The sequence below is a fragment of the Bradyrhizobium sp. UFLA06-06 genome, from assembly GCF_054820065.1.
On record NZ_JADFUD010000079.1, the window covers coordinates 1 to 25,667 of the forward strand.

At 57.6% G+C, this 25,667-nt stretch carries 15 protein-coding genes; 12 read left to right on the forward strand and 3 right to left on the reverse strand.

The window, feature by feature from the left end:
• Together IF803_RS37635 and IF803_RS37640 are read right to left on the reverse strand one after the other, a co-directional pair.
• The coding region (locus tag IF803_RS37635; RefSeq protein WP_461195676.1) for an AAA family ATPase at positions 1-1,737 on the reverse strand (1,737 nt) is incomplete at its 3' end.
• 821 nt (positions 1,738-2,558) lie between these two features.
• Entirely contained in the window at positions 2,559-2,861 is a 303-nt protein-coding gene (locus IF803_RS37640) for a hypothetical protein (RefSeq protein WP_172648470.1), read from the reverse strand.
• A 714-nt stretch (positions 2,862-3,575) separates the two neighbouring features.
• Here IF803_RS37640 and IF803_RS37645 point away from each other — a divergent pair.
• The 12 genes from IF803_RS37645 to IF803_RS37700 all read left to right on the forward strand — a co-directional run bounded on the left by IF803_RS37645 (position 3,576) and on the right by IF803_RS37700 (position 23,048).
• Entirely contained in the window at positions 3,576-5,360 is a 1,785-nt protein-coding gene (locus IF803_RS37645) for a hypothetical protein (protein ID WP_172648469.1), read from the forward strand.
• 459 nt (positions 5,361-5,819) lie between these two features.
• Positions 5,820-7,133: a Fic family protein gene (locus IF803_RS37650; RefSeq protein ID WP_461195677.1), complete on the forward strand. Its 1,314-nt coding sequence runs from the start codon at positions 5,820-5,822 to the stop codon at positions 7,131-7,133.
• Positions 7,134-7,559: 426 nt separating this feature from the next.
• Positions 7,560-9,158 (forward strand): reverse transcriptase domain-containing protein, encoded by a 1,599-nt coding sequence (locus IF803_RS37655; RefSeq protein ID WP_461195678.1) that lies wholly within the window; start codon positions 7,560-7,562, stop codon positions 9,156-9,158.
• A 196-nt stretch (positions 9,159-9,354) separates the two neighbouring features.
• The gene (gene tnpA, locus IF803_RS37660; protein WP_461195691.1) at positions 9,355-9,828 is read left to right on the forward strand and encodes an IS66-like element accessory protein TnpA; all 474 of its coding nucleotides are present in this window, start codon (positions 9,355-9,357) and stop codon (positions 9,826-9,828) included.
• Positions 9,809-10,162: an IS66 family insertion sequence element accessory protein TnpB gene (gene tnpB / locus IF803_RS37665; protein ID WP_028344496.1), complete on the forward strand. Its 354-nt coding sequence runs from the start codon at positions 9,809-9,811 to the stop codon at positions 10,160-10,162. Before tnpA ends, tnpB begins: the two co-directional genes overlap by 20 nt.
• 52 nt (positions 10,163-10,214) lie before the next feature.
• On the forward strand, positions 10,215-11,786 hold the full coding sequence (gene tnpC / locus IF803_RS37670; RefSeq protein ID WP_461195679.1) for an IS66 family transposase: 1,572 nt from the start codon (positions 10,215-10,217) through the stop codon (positions 11,784-11,786).
• Between the two features lie 297 nt (positions 11,787-12,083).
• A complete protein-coding gene (locus tag IF803_RS37675) occupies positions 12,084-12,257 on the forward strand; it encodes a hypothetical protein (RefSeq protein WP_304498911.1) in 174 nt (57 codons plus the stop codon).
• Positions 12,258-13,049: 792 nt separating this feature from the next.
• Complete coding sequence (locus IF803_RS37680; RefSeq protein ID WP_461195680.1) at positions 13,050-14,594, forward strand: FAD-dependent oxidoreductase; 1,545 nt, start codon at positions 13,050-13,052, stop codon at positions 14,592-14,594.
• Positions 14,584-15,384 carry a hypothetical protein gene (locus tag IF803_RS37685; protein WP_461195681.1) on the forward strand — a complete coding sequence of 267 codons (801 nt, stop codon included), beginning with the start codon at positions 14,584-14,586 and terminating at the stop codon, positions 15,382-15,384. Before IF803_RS37680 ends, IF803_RS37685 begins: the two co-directional genes overlap by 11 nt.
• 665 nt (positions 15,385-16,049) lie before the next feature.
• The gene (locus tag IF803_RS37690; protein WP_461195682.1) at positions 16,050-19,250 is read left to right on the forward strand and encodes a hypothetical protein; all 3,201 of its coding nucleotides are present in this window, start codon (positions 16,050-16,052) and stop codon (positions 19,248-19,250) included.
• Positions 19,251-19,360: 110 nt separating this feature from the next.
• Positions 19,361-20,731, forward strand: a complete 1,371-nt coding sequence (locus IF803_RS37695) for a hypothetical protein (RefSeq protein WP_461195683.1) — start codon at positions 19,361-19,363, stop codon at positions 20,729-20,731.
• Positions 20,732-20,909: 178 nt separating this feature from the next.
• Positions 20,910-23,048, forward strand: a complete 2,139-nt coding sequence (locus tag IF803_RS37700; RefSeq protein WP_461195684.1) for a di-heme-cytochrome C peroxidase — start codon at positions 20,910-20,912, stop codon at positions 23,046-23,048.
• Between the two features lie 860 nt (positions 23,049-23,908).
• On the opposite strand, the gene IF803_RS37705 is transcribed toward IF803_RS37700, so the two are convergent.
• Positions 23,909-24,139 (reverse strand): hypothetical protein, encoded by a 231-nt coding sequence (locus tag IF803_RS37705; protein ID WP_461195685.1) that lies wholly within the window; start codon positions 24,137-24,139, stop codon positions 23,909-23,911.
• Positions 24,140-25,667 lie beyond the last annotated feature (1,528 nt).

Below are 25,667 nucleotides of genomic sequence, written 5' to 3' on the forward strand. Positions count from 1 at the left end.
ATCGAATAGAGCCCGCGAGAGCGGGTTGATGAGGTGAGATTCCACCTGGTTGCGGATGCCTCGGCCGCCGTTCGAAAGATCAGCCAGGCACAGGCCGCGAAGAGGCTCACGGGCAGCGCCACTCAAAGTCACGTCATAGCCCAGCGAATTGACGTCCTTAAGCAAATTGTCGACCATCTGATCGAATATCTCGTTTGCGACCTCGGGACGGATGAAGTCGAAAACAATGACGTTCTCTCCGATGCGGTTCAATATCTCGGGCCGGTTGAGGACCTGTTTGAAGTGCCTTTCAATCTCGCCTCGGACCTTGCTGCGCACGGCATCGAAAGTCTCTTCGGGCGTGACGTTGGCAATTCTCTCGCCGGACGGTCCCGGTACGTAGATGCCTAGATTGGACGTGAAGACAATGAAGGCTTCTGAGAAATAGACGCGATCGCCTCGTGCGGAGGTGAGGACGCCGTCATCGAGGACCTGAAGGAATTTGTCGAGAATCCTCGGATGAGCCTTCTCGATCTCGTCGAACAGGACGACGCTGAAGGGCTTTTCACGGATCGCGTTCGTGAGCTCGCCTCCGACGTCATATCCGATATAGCCGGGCGGTGCGCCGATCAGCCGCTGATCGGAGTGCTCGGCGCTAAACTCCGACATATCGAAGCGGATATATGCAGATTCATCGCCGAACAGCAGGCTCGTGATCGTTTTCGCCAGTTCCGTCTTGCCGACGCCGGTGGGCCCAGCAAGGAAGACTACGCCTCTTGGTCGGCCGCCCCGCGGCGATTGGCCGATCCCGGTCACCGCGCGCTTGACGATATCAAGCATATGCGTGACTGCGTGAGACTGTCCCTTGACGCGTCGCCCGACGAATTCTTCGCCCGAGCTGATCTTATCGCGGCTGATCTTGCGCCATGGATCCTCGGTCACGCCCACTTTGAAGCGCCGGACGGCATCGCCGATCCAATCGAACTGGACGCCTTCGCTGCGGGCGAGCTGCGCGACCGCGCTCACGTCCAGTAACAGAAGGCCTTCCGTCTCGTCCACGAATGCTTGAGTGCACTTCTCTAATTCCGATTGTTCCGCGTCCTGCGCACCCGGAAGACCGCGGACAAGAGAGCGGATCATGCTTTTTCTCGCAAGATGATCCGGTCGTCCGATAGGGATGTGTCTGATCTTTGGGTTTCCGATCAGGAACCAGTCGGGCAGATCGCCCTCCTTGTCGACGATCCAGACCACCGTATTGAAGAAGGGCAGGCGCTTGTCGCCCGCCGGACGCGCGCGCGCCGCATGAGAGAGGATCAGCGCCCGGGAGAAAAGCTGGTGCTCGGCCGGTGATAAGGCGTCGTTTCGGGCGACCAGTCTGGAGGCAAAGTCGACGATCAGGGCCGAGGGTTGTCCTTCAGCGGTGACGTGCCGCTCAAGCGTCGTCGACAGAAGGTCGATCCCGCCTGCCGCAGCGCCACCCGTCGGCATCAGACCCAATCGCGTGAGGCAGCTTCCGTCCCCCGGCTCGATATCCCTAAACCCGTTCAGAACATCGAACCATGCGATCTGGGCGTAACCAGCTGCCTTCAAGACGTCCAGCAAGACCCGAGATAGGGGCGCTGCGGTCACCTCGCCCGGAACGATTTCGTGCATCTGAAGGTCGCGGGTATTGCCCGAGAGCACGAATTGGCTGCGCAGAGGCAGAAAGCGCCGCAAATCGCGGAGCCATCTGGCTCTTTCCATCGAATTGTCGTGCACCGGAAAAGCCCCCTTTACGCGTATCGCGCGACTATACGGCATCTCACTCGCCGATTTCGAGAGTAATTCCCAAGAGTCCATAGGGAATTGGGATAAGCCGGTAAGAGGAAATAGGCAGAGCGGCCGAGATCCCGCGGCTCGTAAATCGGGAGCATCGAAGCGGAGCATTCGTCAGATGCCGGCGACTTGGCCAAGTGATTTAAACATCTATACTCGGCAAAACGCGATTTAAATGTCGCTGCTGCCGACCTCGAAGATCATTCAAGGAGATCTGGCTCCATTCGATGCGCGCTGACTGCTGTGAGGCAGCATCGTTGGCGACGGCGAGCGACCGATCGGTAGGAGCTGAGGACACAGATTTCGGCCCAAGATGCAGGTTTCGCAGGCATCGGCTCGATCGCGAACTGATCGCACCTGTCGATCATCTTGAAGTCACCTAGCGCGCGCAAATGACCGAACCGGCTATGGCTCAGCGGCGGAAAGAATTCGCGACGGCAGGCAGCACATCGTTACCCTCAGAAGAGATGAGGGACGCGCTGCGGTACGGCTGAGGAGATGCGCCCGACGGTCCAGCGCGTCCAAGTTCGTTTCGACCTGACCTTGAAATACGCTTAAGGGATCTTCAGGCGTTCATGAACAGCAAAAAGAAGCGTGCTCCGGCACGCAAGAGGTGTGGCTACTTTGGCATGTGACTACTTTGGCATTCTTCCATCGAACGGAACGTATTCGCGGCGGCTCGAACCAAACCTCCGACACTGTCTCACAGATTAAGAACGAAAGAAATGTAGGTCGGCTTTCGATCGAACCTGATTGATACGGCTTCACGCAAGAGCGCGAGCTGCAAATCGCTCGGCGCTCCAGGTGACAGCAGAAAATGTTTCTGGGACGGCCTTGATCGCCTCTTTCAAAGCCTCGTTGATTGCTGTGATCGGTTCGAGATCGTGTGCTTCCGACAAGCTATGAACGTTACGGCGGCAGAGGTTCGGGTTCGAATGCCCAAAGTCTTGCAGTCTGGAAAGCAATTCATCTCGCTTTTGCGCGGTTCGGATGTCGCTTCCCTTTACATTATTCCATTTCCGATAGGTGAACTCGTCCGCAACACTTCGTGGACGGCAGGCGAGCATCGACGCCTTTCGATGCTCCTATAGTTTGAGCCACTGCGACTTCAACGCGGACAGCAAGGACAGTCAGGGCGTAACGACGGCGGCGGGCATGCTGGCTGCCATCAAGGGGACCTCAAGCACACGTCCTCAGGTCAGCCGCGGCTGCTGTTTCATGTCGTCGAGACGACCGCCAAGGCGCTGCCCGACGTATTGGATGGCTCGTCCACGCAGGACATGTATTCGTCGACTTTGCGCAGAGCGTATGAAGTTGGACAGCAACGGCATCTGATCCAAGTGGTGTTAGTCTATCCTCGCCGCTGCCTGGTTTTGTAGCTCGTCGTCTGTCGCACGCGCTGCTTCGTCGAGGTTGTAGGTGAGTGACACATCTAGCCAGCGTCCGGTCCGTACGGAAATAATTTCGAGCTGAGTAATATCGGACCTGCGATGCCGCTCCAACAATTCGCCGCGGTGTGCTACAACTTAAAGGTATATTTTGAAGGATTACTGGCGGCTCCAAGTGTTGTCAATAACGTCGCGTGTGACAATGTCCCGCGCCGAATTTTTCCGACCTAAGGAGACTGTCCTTGCTTAGCCTTTCGAGACCAGGTCCGCACAGAGTCTGAGCAATGCTGCGGCTGAGCTTGAAGGAATTCGCCTGGATAGGAAGGGGTCTCATTGACGCGCCGGCAGAAGTTCAAAGTCAATAGAGCGGCCTGCCGAGCGGAGGAGACGGATTTGAGCGTTTCAACTCGTCTGCGGGAATTCTCGCAGCTGTTTGTTCTTCCAGTGATATTGATCCCCGCTTGGCTTGCGTTTGTTGCGGGTTTTTCCTTCGTCGGATTGTTGCCGTTGGGGGTATTGATCGTCTCGGCTATCTCCGTGTTTGCGATCCGCTCGGTCTGCCGAAGGCACAGCGGCAACGCGATTCTCGCCGAGGTCGGTTCGAAACTCACCACTTACTGCGTGGTCACCGGCGCCGTTTCGACATGTTTCCTGTTGCTGCAGATCGGATTCTACCTTTTCCTGACGGAGTTCTCACCGCGGCTGAGCACCGTTCTTGCTTGGTACAATAGCCTCGAGGCTGGACACATCATTGAACGCGTTGAATCCTTCGCTCTGAAGGCGCGCCTTGCGATCATACTCGTTCTTGGTTTCAACCTGCTCTTCTTCCCGCTTCTCTCCTCAAGGGTGGCTCGACTTTCGAAGATGGCATCGAAGGGCATAGACGTCGTCGGCGCCTTCTTCGTCGCGGTCCTGCTGTTCTCCTTCTACGGTTCTGCGCCTAGCGGCTTGAACGCCCTGCGGGTCGAACTTCGGTCGGCTCACGATGCTATCGACAATTCATACAAACGAGCCGTTTTCCGCGTGTCCATACAGTTCGCGAAGGTCATGCTGGATAGGGCGACCCAGCAGGACGACCATCTTTTCCGGACTTCGCCGCCGCCCGGGGATTGGGGTGGGCCGCGACCTGCAGGCGCTCCCGCGGGACCACGCCCGCCGGCCCCGCCTGCCGGTTCGGGTATCTGGGACGCCGAACTCAAGGCCGGGGTCCTGAATTCCGATGAGCGGCTGAACGAGCGCATAGCGGTAAGAACGGCCGCGAACGCAGCCAAGTTCGAGGGACACCTTCAGTCGGGCGACATGCTGAACGTGCCGCCGGCGGCAAGTTCGTCCAAGTTGGCCGAGCTCGGATCCGCTCTTGAGGCACCTCGGGGGGCGCCAACGCGCGGAATGGCCCCTCCAGAGGACGACCTCAAACGACCACGCGACGGCTCATCGCGGCAGCGTGCGATCCGAGAGTTGCTCTCGACTGCACTCGACGCCGCGAAGGTCCCCGAGGTCATCGAACCAGCAATATCGGAGCTAGTGAAGGAAACTGTCTCCGGCAAGGTGATCGACGAAATATTGAAGGCGATGAGCGACGATTTCCTGACTGACGGCATAAGAGCGGCCGCGGTCGAATTCGTCGACGACTTCCTCAAGGGGGTGGTGTCGTCGTCGGACGCCAGGTCCGAGCTCGTAAGAAGATCGTCGGCTTTGCTCGATACGAAATTGGGTGCGTCTTTGAAAAGTTCCCTGAGTCGGATCCAAGGATACGGATCGATGCTGTCTGACCGTTTCCAAAGTCTACGCGGAGGAAGGAGCGATCCGGTGATTTCCCCGCTGGAGGATGGCATGATCGCGGAGGCCAAGTCGAAGGCGTCCAGCCTTTCCGATGCCGGCGGAAGGAGCAGGATTGGCTCCGATCTCATCGAAAGGTCGAGGTTCGAAACCTCGAAGATCATCGATATTCTTTCGGTGCAAGCGAGGACCGACGATTTAGCCGCGAGGTCGCTGCTAAATGTCGGATCGAACATTTCGGATGTGGAATCCAAAGCCAGGCAGTTGGGCGAACTCGTAAGACTAGCGCAACACCATGGCTACAGGACGGAGGCCGGAGTTTGCATCGTGACAATCAGGGGCGTCGTCGTAGCAACGTTCATCTCAACTCGACAGGAGTGCGAGGGTGCGAGACGATAAACTCGCGCGAGACGTTCGCTCCCCTGGCGGCGTAGCTTCGACCGCACTGCCGACGGCCTCGCCAAGGCCCCTTCCGCTTTCGCCTTGGTGGGCGGCTGGCCGATAGAACGGCGGTCAGACCGCAGAGTAGGTTGATTGTGGCTTCTGTCACAACCAAGGGTGCCTTAACTGCAGAAGGGCTGCCTGCCCACGCGACGAAAGCCCTCTCTATTCACTGTTCCATTCGTAAGGGTTGAAGTCCCATCGTTAATCAATTCGCTTTCCATTCAGGATTGCCTTCGAGAGACTTTGACCTCTCAGCTCCTAAAATAGAAAATAAGAGAAGTTTCAGGGGCTTGATTGGATTGATCTTAAGCATTTCTATTCGCATATCTATTCAAGCGCTGCTTTAGCGCTCGTCCGCCCTTCGAAAATGGCCCTTAGGCCCAACTCCAATCAATTCAGCATTGTATTCAGGCCATGACCCTAAACGAGACAGATAAGGCCATCCTTGATGCCATCGAAACCGGAGCAAACACTGCCTCCGGAATTCTCGCTGCCCTGGAGCGGAACGGAATATCGATAAGCCAGCCAACCCTCTCCAGGCGCCTATCTGCCCTTCAGGCAGATCGATATGTTCTGGTCGAGGGGAAGGGGCGAAATACCCGATACAAGGCGGACAACTACAATCAATATTTCAGCATTCCGCCGGAGCGCCGAAAGGCCGTCAGCTACGACCGGTCCATCCTTGAGAACTATGTCCCAAATCAAACGCGCTGGTTGGACCCTGAAGTCTCGCAGCAACTCTTGGCCGCTGGCGGGGGAGTGAGAGCTGATGCGAGTACCTATTCGCGCGCTATCGTGCAAAAACTCCTTGTCGATCTGTCCTACGCTTCGTCCAGCCTGGAAGGAAACACCTACTCATACTTGGATACGCAGGTGCTCATCGAGTACGGCCAAGCCGCTGAAGGAAAGGCCGCCGATGAAACTCAGATGATCCTTAATCACAAGGAGGCAATTACCTATCTCGTCGACAACATCGGTGACATTGAATTGGATGTTCGTGAAATAAGAAACGTCCATTCTTTGCTTTCTCGTGGCCTTATCGATCCGGCGGCGCGCGGAACGGTGAGAAGGCGGATCGTTGGACTGGGCAACTCCGCTTACACGCCCTTGGCGATTCCGCAAATCCTCGAGGATCAACTCACCCTCATCGTGCAGAAGCAGGCTCTCATTGACGATCCCTTTGAGCGAAGCCTCTTTCTGATGGTGATGATTAGCTACCTCCAGTACTTCGAGGATGTGAACAAGCGCACCGGACGCGTCATCTGCAACGTACCGCTGCTCAAAGCAGGCTTGGCCCCCTTGTCATTTATGAATGTCGACAAAACCAAATACACTAAAGGCCTGCTCGCATTTTATGAACTGGGCCGCCACGACCTGATCACTGAAGCGTATGCGGAGGGCTATGCCGCATCCGCGAGCCGTTACGATGCTTATGTCGGAAGAGACCGTGAAGAAGCGGAGTTGGAATTCAAGCGACGTACCGAAATCTACGAAGCCGTCAAGCAGTACGTCCTGAAATCGATCGAGCAAGGAGCCAGGCTAGACGCTCAAGAGTTTCTTTCCGCCCAGTTCGAAAAGGACGTAGGCAAGACAAAGCAGACCCTAATGCGCCGGACAAAAGACATCGTCGAAAGTCTAAACGAGGGAAATCACGTCGCCTACGGCATCGATCGGAAGACATTCGACACCTACGATAAATTAGGTGCAGCCCGGAAATCCACGCCTTAAACCCCAGGATGACCTCTTGCAGGGCGCAAGCCGGATGTCTGAACTCCTCGATATCTTGGAATGTCATGGAGCGCGCGTTTATCCTCACGCCGGCGGTCGCTGAAATCCGCAAGACCACCCCGCGATGTCCGAAGAGACCGTGACGACAATCACGCGCCGGCACCAAGTCTCGTTCGGCGAGCATCGAAACCTCGTCCGCGGCAATGGAATCGGCGTCCGGGCCATGCCAATGGAACGCTGCAAATATCTATGTGAATTTCCGGGACTGACGCGTGGCGTTCCCGGAACGCTCTGCTATTGATGAATTACGAGGTCTCCCCTCGCATACGCGCTGTCGTAACTGCGGCGTAAGAGCGAAAGTCTGATCAAGGATCGTGCGCGCCACGTTGCTGCCTGAATACCTGGCGTGATTGGAAGGGAGACCTCGTGCCTGGCCCCGCGTCGTTCTTCGTCACTCCGATCCAGGTCACAGTTCCGAACGAGCTTACCAGCGAAGCCGAACTATTGAAGTTCCTTGCCGTATCGGCAGCCGAACTCAGGAAGATCTGGTGGTTTCGTAGCCGGATGTATCAGAAATTCGAGATTTCGAAAGGCAAAGGAAAGAAGCGCCTCATAAGCGCGCCGGACCATCGGCTGAAGATGCTGCAGACCAAGATCGCGTCCTCGCTCGCGCCGATATACAGACCGAGGAATCCCGTTCACGGCTTTGTGGACAATCGTTCGGTCAAGACGAACGCTACGGCGCATCTCCGGAGCAAGTTCATAATGAACTTGGATATCGAAGGCTTCTTTTCGGCAATTACGGAAGGACGTGTTTCCGGATTGATGAGCGCGCTCGGCATCGACGGTCGAGTCGCTGAGATATTGGCGCGGATCTGCTGCAACGAGGGTGTTCTGCCGCAAGGCGCACCTAGCAGTCCCATAATCTCCAACATGATCTGTTTCCGGATGGACAAGCAATTGCAGAGGATCGCCAAGGAGAGCCGCTGCATCTACACCCGGTATGCCGACGACGTCACGTTTTCCAGCTACCAGCCGTTGACCTTGTTGTTCGAAGGGCCTCCGCCGCCGGCCGGAAATTTCTCGCCCGATCTGCTCAAGGATGGGCTTCGCGGAGCATTCCGGTCCAACGGTTTCGCGATCAATCCACAGAAGGTCCACTACGCCGACAAGCATTCGCGGCGAACGGTGACCGGCTTGAAGATCAATGAAATCGTCAATGTCGACCGAAAATTCGTTCGAAACATCCGGGCAGCATTATTCGTGGTCGAAAAGCAGGGCGCTGCGGTCGCTCAGAAGACCCTCAAGGACAAGTATGGTCGCGAAGCGGCCCTCGCGTCGCATCTTCGCGGCCGGATATCCTGGGTAGGGCACATCAAGAAACCTTCGGATCCGATTTTCCGCAGTCTGGCCTCGCGCTACAACAAGCTCTTCCCATCCGAGAAACTCGAAATTCTGCCCACGATTTTCGAGATCAGGGAGCGTGCGGTGTGGGTGGTCGAGCATTGGGGCGATGACGCAACGGAAGGCAGCGTGCAGGGCACGGCCTTCTTCCTGAAGTCGGTGGGTCTCGTTACGGCATGGCACTGCGTGGACGGCGCGACCGAGATCGCGGTCTATCACCCCAGCAAGCCTTCGAATAAATTCAAGGTGACGGTTGCCAAAAATGACGCGCATCGCGATCTTGCCGTTCTCGCGCACGAAATACCTGCCACCGAGTACTACGAGTTCGATATATCGAAGCGCACATTCAAAGCTGGCGACAACACGACGGCGCTCGGATTTCCCGGCTTTGGCCCCGGCGACAAGATCAATGTCCGATCCGGATTGATAACGTCGTTGCCCATCAAGAGCGCCGTTCCGATGATCGAGGTCGCGCAAAAGCTCTCGCAGGGCATGTCCGGCGGTCCGCTGCTCGATGAGGACGGCGCGGTCGCCGGAATCAACTACAAAGGCGGACCGAGCGAGGCCAGAGATTTCGCCGTGCACGTCAAAGCGCTGACCGACTGGCTGAGCGTAGCGTAGCTAAGCCCCTGTGGTCTGTTGCGGACCTCTGCAGCCGGTCGAAGGCGTTACGTATCGCGAACGATAGGTTGACATCGACGAGTATCACCGCGTGTCGACGGCCGCTCATGTATTGTAAGCGCGAATTTCTCCGCACCTTTTGCTTTTGAGTGCTCTGATGCATGAGGTGTCCACCAAAATAGGTGGACACGTCATGATGGCAGACGATGATCAGAAACTGCGGGTCAGGCTTGTTGGCCGGAACGGTCGCCGGCGCTACGAGGCGGCATCGAAAGAGCGTCTTGTCACGGCCTGCCTTGAGCCTGGGGTTTCGGTATCGAGGCTTGCACTCGAACATGGGGTCAACGCGAACCTGCTTCGGAAGTGGATCAAGAAGCACACCGCGATCAGGTCGCTGCCGCCGTCCTCACGCCCGGCGTTCATCCCGGTTCAGCTTGAGGGGGCCGCCGATCGAGCCCTGTCGCGGCAAGACAGCGTGGCGACGGTGGATTTGCCGGCGACTTGCGATGAAGTGCGTGGTTCGGAACCCAAAGGGACTCCAGCTTTTTGTTCTCCGGCCAAAGTGAGCGTGTCGCTGCCGAACGGCGTGAAGCTCGCGCTGGAATGCGGCGATGTGGATGCATTGACGGCGATCATCGGAGCACTGGGCCATGTTCAGACTGGGCGGTGACCTGCAGGTCTATCTGCACCGTGAGCCGATCGACTTCCGGGCTGGCATCAACAGCCTTGCGGTCCTGGTCCAGGAGACGATGGCGCTCGATCCATTCACGCCGGCGGTTTTTGCGTTCTGCAATCGCCGTTGCGACCGGATGAAGTTGCTGTTCTTCGACCGGTCCGGCTTTGTGCTGGTCCTGAAGCGGCTGACCGAGGACAAGTTCCGATGGCCGCGCCGCCAGGAGGCGGTCGTCCGGCTTACGACCGAGCAATTGCACTGGATCCTTGATGGCATCGATATCGATGCGATGGTCCGCCATCCGGTGCGGCACTATCAGGTTGCCGGCTGAGCTCTCGAGTTGAGCGGTTGACGCGTCGGTACGGTTCAGATTCAAGAATCCGATGAATCGAACCGGCGATCCGAGTGTTGAAGTGCTGTTGGCGCGCATTGCTGCGCTGCAGGCGGAGAACCATCAACTCGCCGACCGCGTCGTCAAACTCGAGGAAGAACTGGCGCTGGCACGCCTGCATCGTTTTGCGCCACGCAGCGAAAAGCACGTCGATCGTCTCTTCAATGAAGCCGAGCAGGCCGCCGATGAGGATGACGCCGGCAGTGAAACGAACAATATCGCCGAACTTCCGGACACGGGCTTGCCACCCGTCGAAAACACAACGGGAAAGAAGCGCGGCCGCAGGCCGCTGCCGGCGAACCTGCCGCGTGAGCGCGTCGAGTATGACCTGCCCGACGATCAGAAGGCGTGTCCTTGCTGCCGTGGCCAGATGCATCGCATGGGCGAGGCTGTCACCGAGCAACTTCATATCGAGGTGAAGGCGAAGGTTTTACAGAACGTACGCTTCAAATATGCGTGCCGCCATTGCGATCGCACCGGAATCAACGCCCCTGTCGTGACCGCGCCGATGCCGACGCAGCCGCTGCCGGGCAGCGTTGCCACGGCCTCAACGCTGGCGTTCGCGCTGGTTCATAAATATGTCGATGGCACGCCGCTCTACCGCCTGGCGCAGGCCTTCGAACGCGCCGGCGTTCCGGTCAGCCGCGGCGCTTTGGGTCGCTGGGTGATCGGCTCGAGCGAGAAACATCTCTCCCGCATCTATGACGCCCTGAAGCTGCGGCTCAGATCGCAGCCTCTCATCCATGGCGACGAGACGACGGTTCAGGTCCTCAAGGAGAAGGACAAAAAGGCCACCAGCACATCGTATATGTGGGCTTATCGCAGCGGCAAGGGCAGTCACGAGCCCATCGTTCTTCTGGATTATCAGCCGGGCCGCGGCCAAATCCACCCGCAGGCCTTCCTCGGCGATTACCGCGGCATCGTGATGAGTGACGGCTATACCGCATGGCGCACGCTGGAACGGGCCACCCACATCGGCTGCATGGCCCACTCCCGGCGGCGCTTTGTCGATGCCCTCAGGGCGAGGAAGAAGGGCGGCGGTCCGCCCGAGCAGGCGCTGCGGTTCTTCGACCAGCTCTACCGGGTTGAAAGGCAGGCGCGGGACGGATCACCGGAGAAGGGTGAAACACAGGCCGACTGCATTCGCCGCTTCCGCCAGCAACATAGTGTTCCCGTCCTCAATGCTCTCAAGGTATGGCTCGATGACATGGCCCCGAAGGTCTTGCCTGACAGCAAGCTCGGCGACGCCGTATCCTACACCCGAAACCAATGGGAATATCTGACGCGCTACACCGGGGACGGCTGCATGCCGATCGACAACAATCTTCTGGAGCGCGACATCAGGGTTTTTGCAACTGGCAGGAAGAGTTGGTTGTTCAGCGATACCGTGGACGGAGCCAAGGCCAGTGCCGTCGTCTACAGCCTGATGCTGACCTGCCGCGCCTCACGTGTCGAGCCGTTAGCGTGGTTGCGCCACGTCCTCACCGAATTGCCTCAGCGCGCCGGCGACGCCGATATTACCGACCTGCTGCCCTTCAACTTCCACAAAGCCGCCACTGCCTGAACGGCCCGGTATCGCCCGATACTAGGGCAATCCTTCAAAACCGCCGGCGTCAACGTGCGGGGAAAATCGCGCTTACCATGTATTCGTCTTCCGGCAAGCACATCCTTTGCCGCGCGCGAGGGGCGATGCCGAAATCCGGCGCGTCGCCTTCCATAGGGATGGGGACGATCTGTGCCGCCGCCCAACGTCGGACTATGCGATAAAGGGATATACGGGGAGGCCTTGTCCGAATCCGGTGAGTTCCTCTTGATCGCCATGCCGTGAAGCTATCGTTAAACGTTACGTGCAGGCCACCGAATGGAGCATGAGGCGCTTCCTTTGCGGATCCATCGCTTTGCGAAATCGGTGGAGGAGCCGGCCGTGCAGATATCGGACGTGGTCGCAGATTTGCTCGGAAAGTTCTTCGCGACAATTGTTGAGGATGACGCGGACGAGCTGCGTGACATCCGGAAATCTCTTTATGAGCCGTAACTACGCGGCCTTGCTTGCCTGAAGTTTGCTCGATCGCTCGAGGACGACGCGGCCTTTGTTCATTGCGTACTGAGATTGGATGATCAGCGGAAGTTCTGACTGGTGTCTTGAGCGCTATATCCGGGCCGGCGGTGTACGTCGACGTGCCCGGTGATACGGGCTTGCGATGTCCCGCTTTCAGGGCCTGAATCCGCTATTCGGAAGCGCTGGGCGGTTTGGAACGATTTGAGCCACCTGGCGACGAGGGGTAATCTGGTGTGGGTATTGAACTGGTGACGCGCAACGTCTCGATTTGGGATATTTGCTGTGGTCAGAAATGCCATCCAAGATCAGCTAGCTCAAGGAATGGCTCGAGCCGCTGACGATCCCTGCCGTCTTAAATTCTCCGGTTCGGGCACCCGAGGGGGCGCGATCATGTCGGACCCGAAGGAGTTGCCGGCCCCCGACGTCGGCAAGCTCGGCGAACTCTGTAAGCACAGGCATTGGCGGGTGAGGCGCGGGACGCATTAATTCCACGTATACGAGCCATCGATTGTGCGTATCGTACCAACCTTGTTTTTAGCCGTAGTCCAACAAATCGCTTTACGCAACTATCAGTTGTTACTATTTTGTCTTGGGCCGACTGAACGGGGATGGGTCGCGTGTCTTCGGGGGACGAAGAAGGCCATCATTGTTTTTGGGGACGCGGCATACTCGCATGTCGTGGCACATACTTCCTGACTTTTGAAAACTCCTTTTCACGAGCCGTCGCGTCCTGAGCGATGGCGGAGCTAATACGAACGTAAAAGACGCATGCCGATCGATGCAGAACGCAGCGCGCACGTTTATGAGGCGTGCAAGCTCACAGACAACCTTTTCGTACTCAATCCGTTTCTTCCGCAGCAGAACTTCTATTCCCAACAGCTACGAGCGCTTGCTCTGGCAGCGGAGATTTCCGATCGGCATCTCGCGCCGGGGCATCGAAGCGTGTGCATAGTCGGGGCTGGTGTGGCCGGGAGGACCATCGCTGCTGCCTTTCGCAGCCTGGGGGCCGGCGTCACTATCGTGGACAAGGAAAAGGTGGATTTCACCTCTTACCGTAATGCGATCCATCGGGAGCTCCATCCGAACATCATCTTCTGGCCGTTCCAGGAGCCGACACCCGCGACCGAACTGCCTTTCCTGAATTGGGCTCAAGCGCCGGTCACCGAAGTCGTCGACGCGATGATGAAGGAATGGGAGGAGAGCTTCGCAAAGCACGTCGCGTTCATCCACGCCGAAGTGGATGAGATCGAGCGCGCCGCGACGCCACTTACGATCAAGCTTGCCGACGCCCAGAAAACCGAGCTGAAGGCCGATGTCTGCGTGATCGCCACGGGCTTTGGGGCCGAAAGGCAGTTCGGCAATCTGCAGACCCCTGCCTACTGGTCTCCGTCATCGATCATCGAATCCGGCGACGAGGTCATGGTCAGCGGATCGGGCGACGGCGGTCTGATCGACGCGCTTTCTCCGATCCTCGGGAAGGACGTGACGAAAGCGGCGCACATTTTGGCGGCGCGATTGTCGAAGAAGCCGATGAAGACGGATGTAAAGGCGATCGAGGAAGAACGGCGCGCACGGGTCACGGCCGGGAAAAAAGACAGCGAGGATCCTTGCCCATTCTATTCCACCGTACATCTTGAAGACGAAGATACGGAGGAGATCGAGCCTTTCATCAAAAGAGATCCGGTGCCGTCCGTCACGCTGCTGCACGAGAGCAAGAGTGCCTATTCCTTTTCGGCCGCGCCCATCAACAAGCTCCTCCTTTCCCATTTCAGCAATGGTCCGGCGCGGTGCGTGACGCATGTGAAAGGTAGCCTTAAGACCGTGGACAATCGGGCGACGATGGTCCCGGAGAACGGCACGCCCGAATGTATCGAGCCTCCGACGACGCGGTTCGCGAAAGTTATGGTGCGTCATGGCGCCCCACCGGCCGCGAAAGAGATCCTTGATGAGCCGGACCTGGTTCGTCTTGGGGAACTTTCCTTCGAGCATCTCGATGCGGCCATACTGCCCGGATACGACTCCTCGAAATATGCGTGGACCCGTAAGGGAGTAGGGAATGCCGCCATCAGCATGAAAGTGCTGGCGGATTCCCTCGAGCGTTCACTCAATCTGATATCCAGGGCCTACGATCTGGACTTCTCGAATATCCGCATGCTCCGAACCAACGTCGAGGGCGAGCCGATCAAAGCAAATTTACCTACGGCTGATACCAGACGAGCCGAAAGGTTCGATCTATTCCCGTTAATGGTCGGACCTGTTCTGGTGGAGCTGGGCGAGCCCGACACTACGAGAGACATCGACTATGAAGACTGAGCTGAAAGGTCTCCGCGAACCGTCGAGTGTCAGCTCCAATGCCTTGCGGATAGGCACCCTGGTCAGGGTCAAGATCGACGGCAAGAAGGGCGCGAAGATGATGCTGTCGGCCCTGGTCCGAAAGGGGCCTGCCGTCTTTGCGCTGATGACGCCACATTCCCGGGTGGGGAAGGTGGATTCTGGCCTTTGCGAACTGGTTCGAGGTCCCGGGCGGTCGAATGTCCGGGTCGGCCACTTCGTTCCGGTTGCCGACGTCCTGGGCGCCAAGTCGCCCCACGTCGGATTCCAGGCGGTCCAGCTCGAGGCATCCCCGCTTTTCAACGATCCGGTCCAGTCGTCCGAAAAGATGGTTACCGTACGGGACTTCCGAAGCAACCTCTGGGATCGACCGAACTTCCGGGTTCGACGCGTCAACGCGGAAGAGGTTTCTCCAGCGTCCTCAGGCTCGCGTCGCAATCAGCAGTCCAGGGCCAAGAACAACAAGCTTGGTCGCTTGACCGGCGAATTGTTCAAGGTGCGGATCAAGGACGGCAAGGAAGCGGACCTTTGCCTGCCGTATTGCGGGCTAGCCACGTCGCGTGGTCGTCCATTCGCGAACAAGCAAAGCGTCGGCGCTCCGGTCATATCGAAATCTGGAGCTTTGTCCGGATTCATAGTCGGACGAAACAGCCGCGAGAATCTAATCCTTCCCGTCGAGGAATTGACGAAAGAGCAGTCGCTTTCGTTCGTCACCTTCGGAGGAGACTGGCCCATGGTTCGCATCGCGGCCGAGAAGAACCGCACGAAGTAATGCGGCCGCCGGGCGCCGCGCCTTAGTAGTCGAACAGCTCCGCCCGGCTGGCCTTCGCGTCTTTGGCCGCACGTCCGGGATCACGCTATCGCCGGCCAGGCGCCCGAGGCACTAAAGATAAACTCCCGAGTCCGCTTCCGGCCCGAGTCACGTTTGCGGGTGCACCACGACACTGAGCCTTTGCGTTGCGATGGAGCGGAACGGAGTTCTAGATTCTTGTTTTGACGCGTTGTTTACGCGAACCGGTAGGTGCCCGGCGCCCGTAAGCCTTCAGGCATACATCGATTGATGATGATCCACGATTAGAATCGAATATGGAGGAGCGTAGCGACGCTGCCGATTTCTTGCGTTCTGAGCGAGCGAGTGAAGAAAAAGCGCGCAAGCTGGGAAATCCCAGGTGCGAAACATCGACACCATTGATTTAGTCATCTGTGTCGAAAATCTCTTGACCGTCCAGCAGATTAAATCGATAAATCGCTCCACTACTCCAGGTTAAGTTGTCGATCCTCAACGCGCGTTACGATAATTTGTCAGTCGTCATTATTGCAGGCCGCCCGTAATCTCCGGAGTCATGTTTTCGATGAGAACCGGTACGAGTGTTTTTGGAATTTAGGTCGATTTTACTCGCTCAGGCTATCCGTTAGGCAGTGTTGGGAGGTGGCGCGATGACTGTGCGCGAGCAGCTTTTTACATTGTTGCGAAATCTTCGGTGGATTGTTGTTCTGTCGGTGGCCATTTCAGTTTTGCTTTACCTGCCGGATCAGATTCAGGAGCTCTACCGGATCGCCGCTGACGACATTGGGTGGGTTACGGTCGGGGAGTTTATCGCCCTTGGCGTGATCGCGATAACGGTTTGGGCGTCCGCGTTTCAGCTTACTACCGCGACCCTTCCTCTGATCCCGCGCGCTACGGGCCGGCTGGCTCTCTATATAAAACTTGCGCCTGTTGTGCTTGGAGCGTTGCCGATCGTCGCTGAGGCCGCAGGTCAACTCGCCTCGCGCCCGGCTGAAAAGATCGGCGAGGTCGAGGAAGTCGGAAGTATCTTCCGCATTCAGGACCAGGCGCTCGCCTTCGAGCGGAACATGCTGCTCATCCTTGCCTTCGCCATGTTGATCCTGCTCGCCTGCTTTGTCATGTTCGCCTGGCGGATGGGATCAAGAGATCGCTCTACTGAGCTCGCCAGCCGGGCCAACAACGCCTATTTCATCCGCTACGGATTTCTCGCGCTCACGATCGGCGCCATCGCCATGCTGACGGCGGGGTTCGTATTGCTTCCCGATCGCCTTGCGCAATTCGTCGGATCGTTCGGCGTGATCGCTCTTTTTACGATGTGCGTGGTGGCTCTCACCACGCACTTTGCGCTACTGACGATCAGGTTCAATTTCCCATTCATACCGGTTGTCTTTGGCGGCTTATTCCTGGTTGCCTCCTTGTTTGGAAGTGACGACCATGGGCTGCGCACCGTAGCCCAAGTAGCTGGCAAGTCGGAAGAGAAGGCTCGCATTTCTGCAGTCGAGGCATTTCGCGAGTGGCTTCTGCAAAAATCGCGGGTGGCCGAGGCCAACAGGCTCGGAGAATATCCCGTATTCATTGTGGCTGCCCAGGGTGGCGGTATCTACGCAGCCAACAACGCAGCGCGTTTTCTCGCCAGAATGCAGGATCTCTGTCCGGCATTTCGGCAGCATCTGTTTGCGATAAGCGGCGTCTCCGGCGGAAGCGTCGGTTCGGCAATCTTCGCGGCTGCGCTTCATGCTGACAATGCGCCACTTGATGCGATCGCTCCCGACGCAAAGACCTGCCCGAAAATCGCGGACTTTCTCGCAGGCGTTGGCCGCGCCGAGGATATCGATGCATCTGGACCGGTGGAACAACGCGTTGCAAGCGTCCTGGATACGGACTTTCTCTCGCCATTGGTTGCGGGCTTTCTATTTACCGATTTCACCCAGTTGTTTTCGCCGGTTGCGATTCCAAGTTTCGATCGCGCACGGTTTCTGGAATACACGCTGGAGAATGCGACAGACAGAATGCTCAAGACCCACAGGGGCATCAACGATCAATCCAATCTGCTAAAGGCCGAGTTTCAGTCGCATTGGACGCCAGGCAACAATATGCCGGCGCTGTTATTGAATACGACAGATGCCGGTAGCGGAAAGCGGGTCGTGATCTCGCCCTTCGATATCGATCCGTTGCACTCCAAAGACAGAGACCTCTGTATTCTCGCGACGCTTGATCGCGCCGGGAGTGGGATCGGTCAAACCGTCGCAAGCCACTCCCTCCCGATTCCGCTTAGCACAGCGGCGTTTACGAGCGCTCGATTTCCGTGGGTGACACCGGCAGCAACGGTTCCCTTGCGAAATGACTGCATTACCGCCAATCCACAGGTACGCTTGGTGGACGGCGGATATGTCGAGAATTCCGGAATCGAGACCGCGCTTGATTTGATTGAGCGGCTCAACAGCATCAAGGGGACCTCTGACGCGCCAAAGTTCCGGATTTATCTGTTGTCGCTAGTCAGCGGTCAGTTTGGAGATCACGGTTCCTTCATGTTCGGTGAGCTCATGGAGCCAGTGCGCGCGCTTTTGAGCACGCGCACCTCTCGAACCTATGTGGCGCTCAATCACGCGACCAATATCGAGCGCCGGCCTGAGAACGATGTAACGACCAGCGTGCAACGCTTTCCAACGTTTGGCCGCACGGACGTAAAAGGCTTGTTCTACAGCCTGCCGCTTGGCTGGACGCTATCTCAAAAAACCGCAGATATCATCTCGCTGAGCAGCGGCCGCTTCTGGGACTGCGTGCCCAAGGATGATTTCGATCAATCCCGCGAGAAGCAGAGCAATGCCGATTGCTTGCAAGTGAAGTTGTTTCACCTCTTGAACGGATCGGTCGCATCCGCATTTGAAACGCTCAAAGATACCAAACTTGCCCAGGCCGCCTACGCCAGCGAGCTAGATAAGGAATATCGACCCACGCCAAAGATCAAACCGCAGCCGCTGCTTGCTTGTTATGAGAGCAAGTGGTTGCAGGAGCATGGCTATCAGAGATACCAGGACAAAGTTGCTGCGTACGAGCACCAGCTGGCGGTCTCGATCAAGAACCATTCGCCGGCTCCGCCATCGATGCCGCCATATCGAAAGAGCTATATGGCGTATTTTCAGGCCGAGCAGGTCAAGGCCTTGTTGCAGGAATGGGACCGCGTCGAGGAGACCGATCCGCGCATCCTGGCCTACATCCTTGGGTCAATCTCCTACGACAGTGCCGATTTTACACGCAGCAGCGAAAACTTCTCTTATAGCGCGGTCTCGCAGCTCCCACGCAAATGGCGCGAGCGAATCGCCAAAAACAACGCTGACCTGGCGGCCGCGAGCAAGCCGCCGGTCGCCATCGACGCATTGCTTAACCATCCCAAGGAACTCGCGAACTTTGTTCTCGGCTACGAGGGTAACCCGTTCGGAAACCAGCCCGGAACGGATGACGGTTGGCTGTTTCGTCCGCGAGGAATGTACCAACTGGTCGGCCGCGAGCAATATCAGGGGGCCCAGAACCATATGCTCCAGGTTGGAGACTTGGCGGGGCTTGATCTCCTCACGCTCCCCGACGCACTGCGAGATGCGAAGATCGCAGCCAAGGTTGCCTTCGCTCATTTCCGTCTCCATCCCTACCAAGACCGAACATTGTTCGAGTTGCTCAAGGATCGTTCGAAGGACTGGATCGCCGTGCGCTCGCTGCAAACGGACATGGATCATGGCCCGGCTGACAGCGAGCGTGTCAAAGCTCGAAGCCAGATGTTCCTCGGCTGCATTGAGGAGGCGTTGCATCCGACTCAACTCAAGACCTTGCAAGGCAAATTTTACGGTAGCGATTGAGAAGGCCGATCCGCCGCTAGATGCCGCAATGCGATCGAAGGGAAGCTAGAAAGCTGCGCGCTCTTCATTTGGCAATGGAAGCGTTGAATTTTAGAGGAGAATTGCCGACGATGGCAAAAGTTGAAAGATGGCGGTTGAAGCTTCGTCGATTGTTTACAAGGCTGTCTGCCGCGGGGCTGATGTTTGCCGTTGCTTCGGGAGCAGAAGCAGGGCCGCCCCAGACGGCATCGAAGCCGCTTTCAGCCAACGACGTATCTATCCTGTTTCCTCCACCCAGATCGCCGGCTGACCTCGTCAATTTGATCGCGGTGTCCGACCTTGTCGGTCCGGCGACGGCTCCGCAGCGGCTTTTTTCCGATGAGGATTTCGCGCGCTTTGTCGCAAACGCCGAAAATCCCGAACGGCCAGGCGCGCCGGACTCCGGCACGCGCCGCATTGCCCTGCCCAATGTCGTGAAAAAGATCGATGCCTGGTTTGTCGCCGGCATCCGGATCGATCCCGGAGCTCCGGGATTATCTGCAGACCTCATTGCCCAGTTTGGTCGGCAGCCGCAAATTCGCCTGATCATTCAGCCGGTGACCAATGGACCCGACGGATTCAAGGTCCATGACACGGCAGGCCACCTCATCTTCAGCTTCAACCTCGATCCCGATCCGCCCCTCGATGGTTGTGCGCCATTCCCGCGATTCAAGCCCGACGACGAAGCCTTCAAGGCGATCGTTCGCGACGTTGCGTCCTTGCGGGACCAACTTGCGGCGGGAAAGTTGGGCAATGTCAAGGTCTCGACTGCAGGTAGCATGAACGTGCATCCGGGCCTTGTCGGCGCATCCGCAAAGCCGTTTCGCGATGCGCTGAAAGCCCTGCTGGAAAAGCATCTGTCCCCGCAGCGCCTCAACACCATGGCTATCATGGGCATTTCACCGCCCGAACCCTGGGTGTTTGTCTCGATGCTCAGGGTCCCGCAGGCCGGGTTGATAGCGGTGCCTGGTCCGACGCTCGATGGCCTGCATGCCGCTCAGATGTTCAGCATCCTCAGTGGCACACACGTCATCCCGCGGCCTGTCACGAACAACCAAAATCCAATGACATGTCGTCACGCAGCGCTGCAGACTCCGCCCTTGCCGCCCGCCGATCGTAAGGGTGTTTCAACGGCGGATTTTATCGATGCGAACGTCCCCAATAGCCGCGTACTCGAGATCGTCAATGTCATCGCGGATCCGAAGAAGAGCCATTTCTTCAATACGGACTGCGTGAGCTGTCACACCGAGACGGCGCAGCCACTCGCCAGGAAAGTACAGAATTTTGCTGTGCCTGGCGTGAACCCAGCGGTTTTGCCGAAGGAAAGCTGGAATGTTCGCAATTTCGGTTGGTTCCCATCGTTCTTGCATGGTGGCCCGGCGGCCGCGACCATAACCCGGCGTGCCGCAGCCGAGACGGCTGACGTGGTCGCCTTCATCAACAGCCAGTTGCTGAACAAATAGTCAGCGCCATTTCGGCCGGCGCGCTCGCGCGGCAGAAGGCGCTACTTGAGATGAATATATGGAGGGTACTATGGGGGCGCGTTCGTTCCGCTCTTGGGTCGGTGGCCGGGTGAGGCGGTGGCCTCATGTCATCGCTCTGCTATTTGTGATCGTGTTCGTTGCGGCGGCGTCAGTAGGCATGGCGTATTTCGTGCCGGAGAAGCTCCGCGATGCGGCTCTCAAGATCAAGAACGACGCAAATCTGGTTGCCCAGTTGCTGCCTGCTACACTGCCCGCGCCGTCGAAGATCGAAAGCGCGTATTGGCTGCCGCAGAATTGGACTTCGCGGCAGCGTTACTGGTTTCACCATACATCGCAGGGCACTGCGACGATTCCAGTCCCGTATCGATGGTTCCTGGCCCTGGAACGTCCTGAGTTGTCGATCCATTACACGAGCCTGACGGACGACGACTATCTGCGACGCCTCGGCTTCATCCCAAGTCCAAGCTCAAAGGACTTTGCCCGGAAGGCACCCGCATACGGCTATCACGATGATGCGAAGGACGTGGGCTCAACTTGGACGCCGGGCACGCCCGACAATCCAGAGGGTCTGCCTGTCGGCTTTGCAATCCTGAAGGGGGGCATCGACCCGACGACGGGAGCAATCTATGAAGATCAGATCGGACTGACCTGCGCCGCCTGTCATACCGGTCATCTCGAGTACAAAAATGTCAGTATCCGCTACGATGGTGGCCCGGCGATGGTCAATCTCGGGGAGGTTGAACGGGTCATCGGGCTGTCGATCGGCTACACGCTAATCTTGCCGTGGCGATTCGAACGCTTCGCCAGCCGCCTTGAAAGCATTGAAGGTCGAGGCATCGACCGCAAGAAGCTTCGAAGTGACCTGGAACTCGCACTTCAAAAGATCAAGAAGCAAAAGACCGCAAGCGATAGCCTTTTGACGGGGCAAGGCGTTAGCAATCTCGACGAGGGGTTTGGCCGGCTGGACGCGTTGAACCGGATCGGCAACCAGGTCTTCTATACCAATTTCCTCGATCCCGTGACCGGAGAACTCCCCGATCCCCTCCTCAAGGGCAACTTCGCGCGCAATGACGCGCCTGTGAGCTTTCCGCCGATCTGGGACACGCCGTACTTCCTTTGGGCGCAGTATGACGCCTCTGTTCTCAATGAGCTTGTTCGCAATTCCGGCGAGGCGCTCGGCGTCAGCGCGAAGATCAATATGAGAGCATCGGCTCCCGGACGGCCGCTTTTTACATCATCCGTCCATCTTTCGGATATCGCGCGTTTCGAGGAGCTTTTGCGTGGCACCGATCCCTTTTCGGCAGCCGAGGCAGGCGACAGAAAGTTCAACGGGCTTGTCGCGCCACGATGGAAGGACGCCCAGGACAGGTTCCGAGGCGACCCGGCCTGGGCCATCGACAATAAGCTCGTTGAGAAAGGTCGCGATCTTTATCGCTCGCATTGCTTTGAGTGCCACCGGGGACCAGTCAATGATCCCGCTTTCGACGCGAAGTGGCCGGAAGATTCGTTTTGGAAGCCCGAGAACCCAGACCGCTCCGCGAAGGGCGAGAAGAATTGGGTCGAGATCGGTGGACGCCACTATTTCAATGTCGTTCAGCTGCCAGTGAACGCAATCGGCACCGATCGTCAGCAATCCAATGTCCTAACGACGCGGCGCGTTCACTTGCCCCAGTCGCTCGGTCTCAATCCAGTCGACGATCTGAACAAGGCCTGGGGCTGCGGTCTTCCAGCCGACCGGTCGGCAGATCCACTGTTTGTGCTGGCGCTGATGGACGTGGTGGGCAAGACGATCGATCAATGGAACCTGGCGAACGACTCTTCCGAAAAGGCCAAGCAGCAGATGTGGGGGCCGCGGAAGAACTGCCAAAACCAACGGGTATATGTCGGAGCGCGGGCGAGCCGTAACGGCAAGGAGGAAGATGTCCTTGCATTTGAACCGCAATACCGGGCGCGCCCGCTCGACGGTGTCTGGGCAACGGCCCCGTATCTGCACGACGGATCCGTGCCGACGCTGAAGGACATGTTATTGCCTCAAGGCCAGCGCCCGAGCTCATTCTGCGTCGGTGGCCGCAAGTTCGATCCTGTTAACGTCGGGCTTGTTACGAAACTGCGGGCCAATGACGCCTGCGCCGCCGGCCTGACGGACTTCAACGTGTCGCTGCTTGGGAACAGCAATCGCGGGCATTCTTTTGAGGGCAAGGAAGCCGATATAACGAAGCTGCCGCCCGGGATCATCGGTCCGGAATTGACCGACGCCGAACGGCGGGCGCTGCTTGAGTATTTGAAGACGCTGTAGGGAGTCCTTGGTCTGGAAACTAAGGCGTGTAATCAGGATGCAGGGCAGGCCGAAGTTTGGGAGGAATACTCTCGACGTAGACTCATGCATGTATTGAGGATCTCACTCAGTGTCCCGCACGGGAGCTGCTGAACTTCATTCTGCGGATCAGATGTCGGCGCCGGCTCCGATTGGATTGCCAGGAAAGTCCGGACCGCGCCTGGCCTGACCGTTCAATCAAGGAAGGCTGGGCTATGGCCACCGGGCGTAGAGCCTTTATGCGTCTTCCGTGCTGCGAACGCGGCAGGTGCTTCAGCGGAACGCAGAATGCGCTGACATCTCACGTGAACTGGTCGCGCACGCCGAGCATTTGCGCATGGAGAAAGCTTTAGGGCTCACGACGTAGAATAGCTCGACGATAGCGTGCCGCGAGCGGACATCTTAAATCGCGAAGACCTGCTTGGTACCAGGAAGACCTGTTAGCCTGTCGAACAACTTCTCCGAAATGCCGGAAATCCTGCTTGAGACATCAGCGGGTGATGACACGCGGCGTTGTCAGCTGTATGATCGCGCAACCTTAAGTGAGATGGAAAGCCATCTCTTTCGCGGTTCACATCGCCGGCTGACAATGTTCGTGTCGTGAAAGTCGCGCTTGCAGCGTAGTCATTGTGCCGCTCCAGTGAAGGAGGCCGTGTATGCTCGACTCCGAAACAGCTGCCCGTCTCCGTCGAGTTCTGGATGAGGTTTGCAGAGGGCTGTCTCCTCACGAGACCGGCACTCGAACGCACGTCGCTTCCAAAATTCTGGAAGCCGCCACGCGAGGCGAGACGTCCGTCGAAGTTCTCCGGCAAGTCGGACAGAACGCGTTGATCAGCGCCCCGTCAATGTGGGTTCAGCAAGATCCTCCCCGCTATTCGGGTGAAAAGAGCGACGCCGCCGAACCTGCCGGCTCCACCAAACAGGATTAAGAACGTCGATCCGGATCCATCGGCAACGTGCCCGCAAAACTGCAAGCATTCAGCGAGCGCGCCGTTATGGACGCGAATTTGAAAGCTGAGCTTGCGGTGAAATGGCGTGGGGGCGCCGTAATGGAAGCCTTTACGCTGCAACATGCCGGCCTCCTGAAACGGCACCGTGTGCATCGGCAATTGACCAGGCAAACCCGCGAAGAGCGTGGACGGCTTGCGAGCAGATAGACGACCAACTCGAGTGCGAGCATGACTATTTTGGCCGATTGAGATAGCACGGATGCATGCCAGAAGGCTCAAAAGCGACAAGATCTGGCCGGACGATGTTGTCTCAAAGGATCGGATCGATATCAATGCTGTCGCAAATTGTCACATCGACCGAAATTGCAATCTTGGGACCAACTGCGCCAGCGCTGTGGTAGCTCGAAACCAAATCACGCGGATTTCTGGACACCTGGCGAAAAATGATCCACCTTCGTCGCAGCCATCCACGAATGGGCGCCACTCAATTTTGTGAGAGATTTTACGAGCGCTCTCGAACGAAATTGTGTTTCGACAGCCTGCTGTTCTGCTTAGCGAGGTGGTTTCATTATTCTCCCCATGACAACGGCCCATCGCCTGGCGCGGTTACGAGATCAGGGTCTGCGCGACGAAGAAGTCCGGACAAGCACTGCGCGGTGCTTACAAGCGCCTTCGTCCGCACATGTAAGTAGTACTTGAGAGCTTGTCGTTCCACTTTGTGACGAACCCTCGTCTGTTAGAAGACTCTGTTGTGCGTGACGCATCTTGCGCCATAGCTCAGCCGTGTGGGCCGCGTTGTTGCGCCGCGGGTGCATTCTTTCCTCAGCTTCTCGGAAAACATGCATCTATTTCACATGTGTGACATGCTCACGCGCGCTGCAGTTTTAGATCGAGAGAAGGCGACAGGTCGATCAAGAATAACGGGTCCTAGCTTGTGATTCTATCTGGCTTTCTTGAGCATTCGAACCTGCCAATGGGGCGGGGAGGACAAAAAGAGCGCAGCCAATTCGCGGTTTTCAATCCTGACTGACCCAGCGCTGCATTGTTTTGGTCCCACTCGATAAAGTCGGAGAGCTCGGCCGCACATTCGCTCCGCATGGCGCACCCGGCGACGTCCAGCGGCAACTGCATCTGTACGCTCAAGCTCAAGTGACCACGTCTCGGTTGCACGAATTGGACGACGAGCTGAGTCTCGACAGGTGAAGGACCAGTTCCGTCCCAGCTTAGCCGTGATCCGAAGCGAATACCGCGGCGAGTCCGGTTTGAGGCTCCAGTCCTTTGTTATGGCACCCGGTGTTCCTGCGTAGCCATTCTAGCGCCAGCGGTAATCCGCGGCTCTATTCGGATAGAGCTAAGGCGTAAGTCACGGCCGGTCCGCCCAAATCTCGGTCGAGCAACGCAGATTGCAAATGGTGGGATTGAGCCCGTTGTTAAACCGCAATGGCGGTTGCACCGTTCGAGTTTCACGTCGCGAACCTTGGGCAGAGAGCTTGACCTGACAAGCCGGTGAAAAGCGCGTGTTTTGAACAATTCAAAGCGGCGAACAATGGCTTGTATACTCGCCAAAGCTGTCCTATAGATATACTCAACGTGAGGTCGTGAGTGCAATGCTGCTTGGCGAGTGCAGAGCCAAATAGTTGCGGTTCGTTCA

What these genes read in the sequence shown, in the direction of transcription:
- IF803_RS37695 (WP_461195683.1), top strand. Translation starts at nt 19,361, where the DNA reads ATGGCAAAAGTTGAAAGATGGCGGTTGAAGCTTCGTCGATTGTTTACA.
- IF803_RS37705 (WP_461195685.1), bottom strand. Translation starts at nt 24,139, where the DNA reads ATGTTGCAGCGTAAAGGCTTCCATTACGGCGCCCCCACGCCATTTCAC.
- IF803_RS37690 (WP_461195682.1), top strand. Translation starts at nt 16,050, where the DNA reads ATGACTGTGCGCGAGCAGCTTTTTACATTGTTGCGAAATCTTCGGTGG.
- IF803_RS37700 (WP_461195684.1), top strand. Translation starts at nt 20,910, where the DNA reads ATGGCGTATTTCGTGCCGGAGAAGCTCCGCGATGCGGCTCTCAAGATC.
- IF803_RS37650 (WP_461195677.1), top strand. Translation starts at nt 5,820, where the DNA reads ATGACCCTAAACGAGACAGATAAGGCCATCCTTGATGCCATCGAAACC.
- tnpB (WP_028344496.1), top strand. Translation starts at nt 9,809, where the DNA reads ATGTTCAGACTGGGCGGTGACCTGCAGGTCTATCTGCACCGTGAGCCG.
- IF803_RS37685 (WP_461195681.1), top strand. Translation starts at nt 14,584, where the DNA reads ATGAAGACTGAGCTGAAAGGTCTCCGCGAACCGTCGAGTGTCAGCTCC.
- tnpA (WP_461195691.1), top strand. Translation starts at nt 9,355, where the DNA reads ATGGCAGACGATGATCAGAAACTGCGGGTCAGGCTTGTTGGCCGGAAC.
- tnpC (WP_461195679.1), top strand. Translation starts at nt 10,215, where the DNA reads ATGAATCGAACCGGCGATCCGAGTGTTGAAGTGCTGTTGGCGCGCATT.
- IF803_RS37640 (WP_172648470.1), bottom strand. Translation starts at nt 2,861, where the DNA reads ATGCTCGCCTGCCGTCCACGAAGTGTTGCGGACGAGTTCACCTATCGG.
- IF803_RS37675 (WP_304498911.1), top strand. Translation starts at nt 12,084, where the DNA reads ATGGAGCATGAGGCGCTTCCTTTGCGGATCCATCGCTTTGCGAAATCG.
- IF803_RS37680 (WP_461195680.1), top strand. Translation starts at nt 13,050, where the DNA reads ATGCCGATCGATGCAGAACGCAGCGCGCACGTTTATGAGGCGTGCAAG.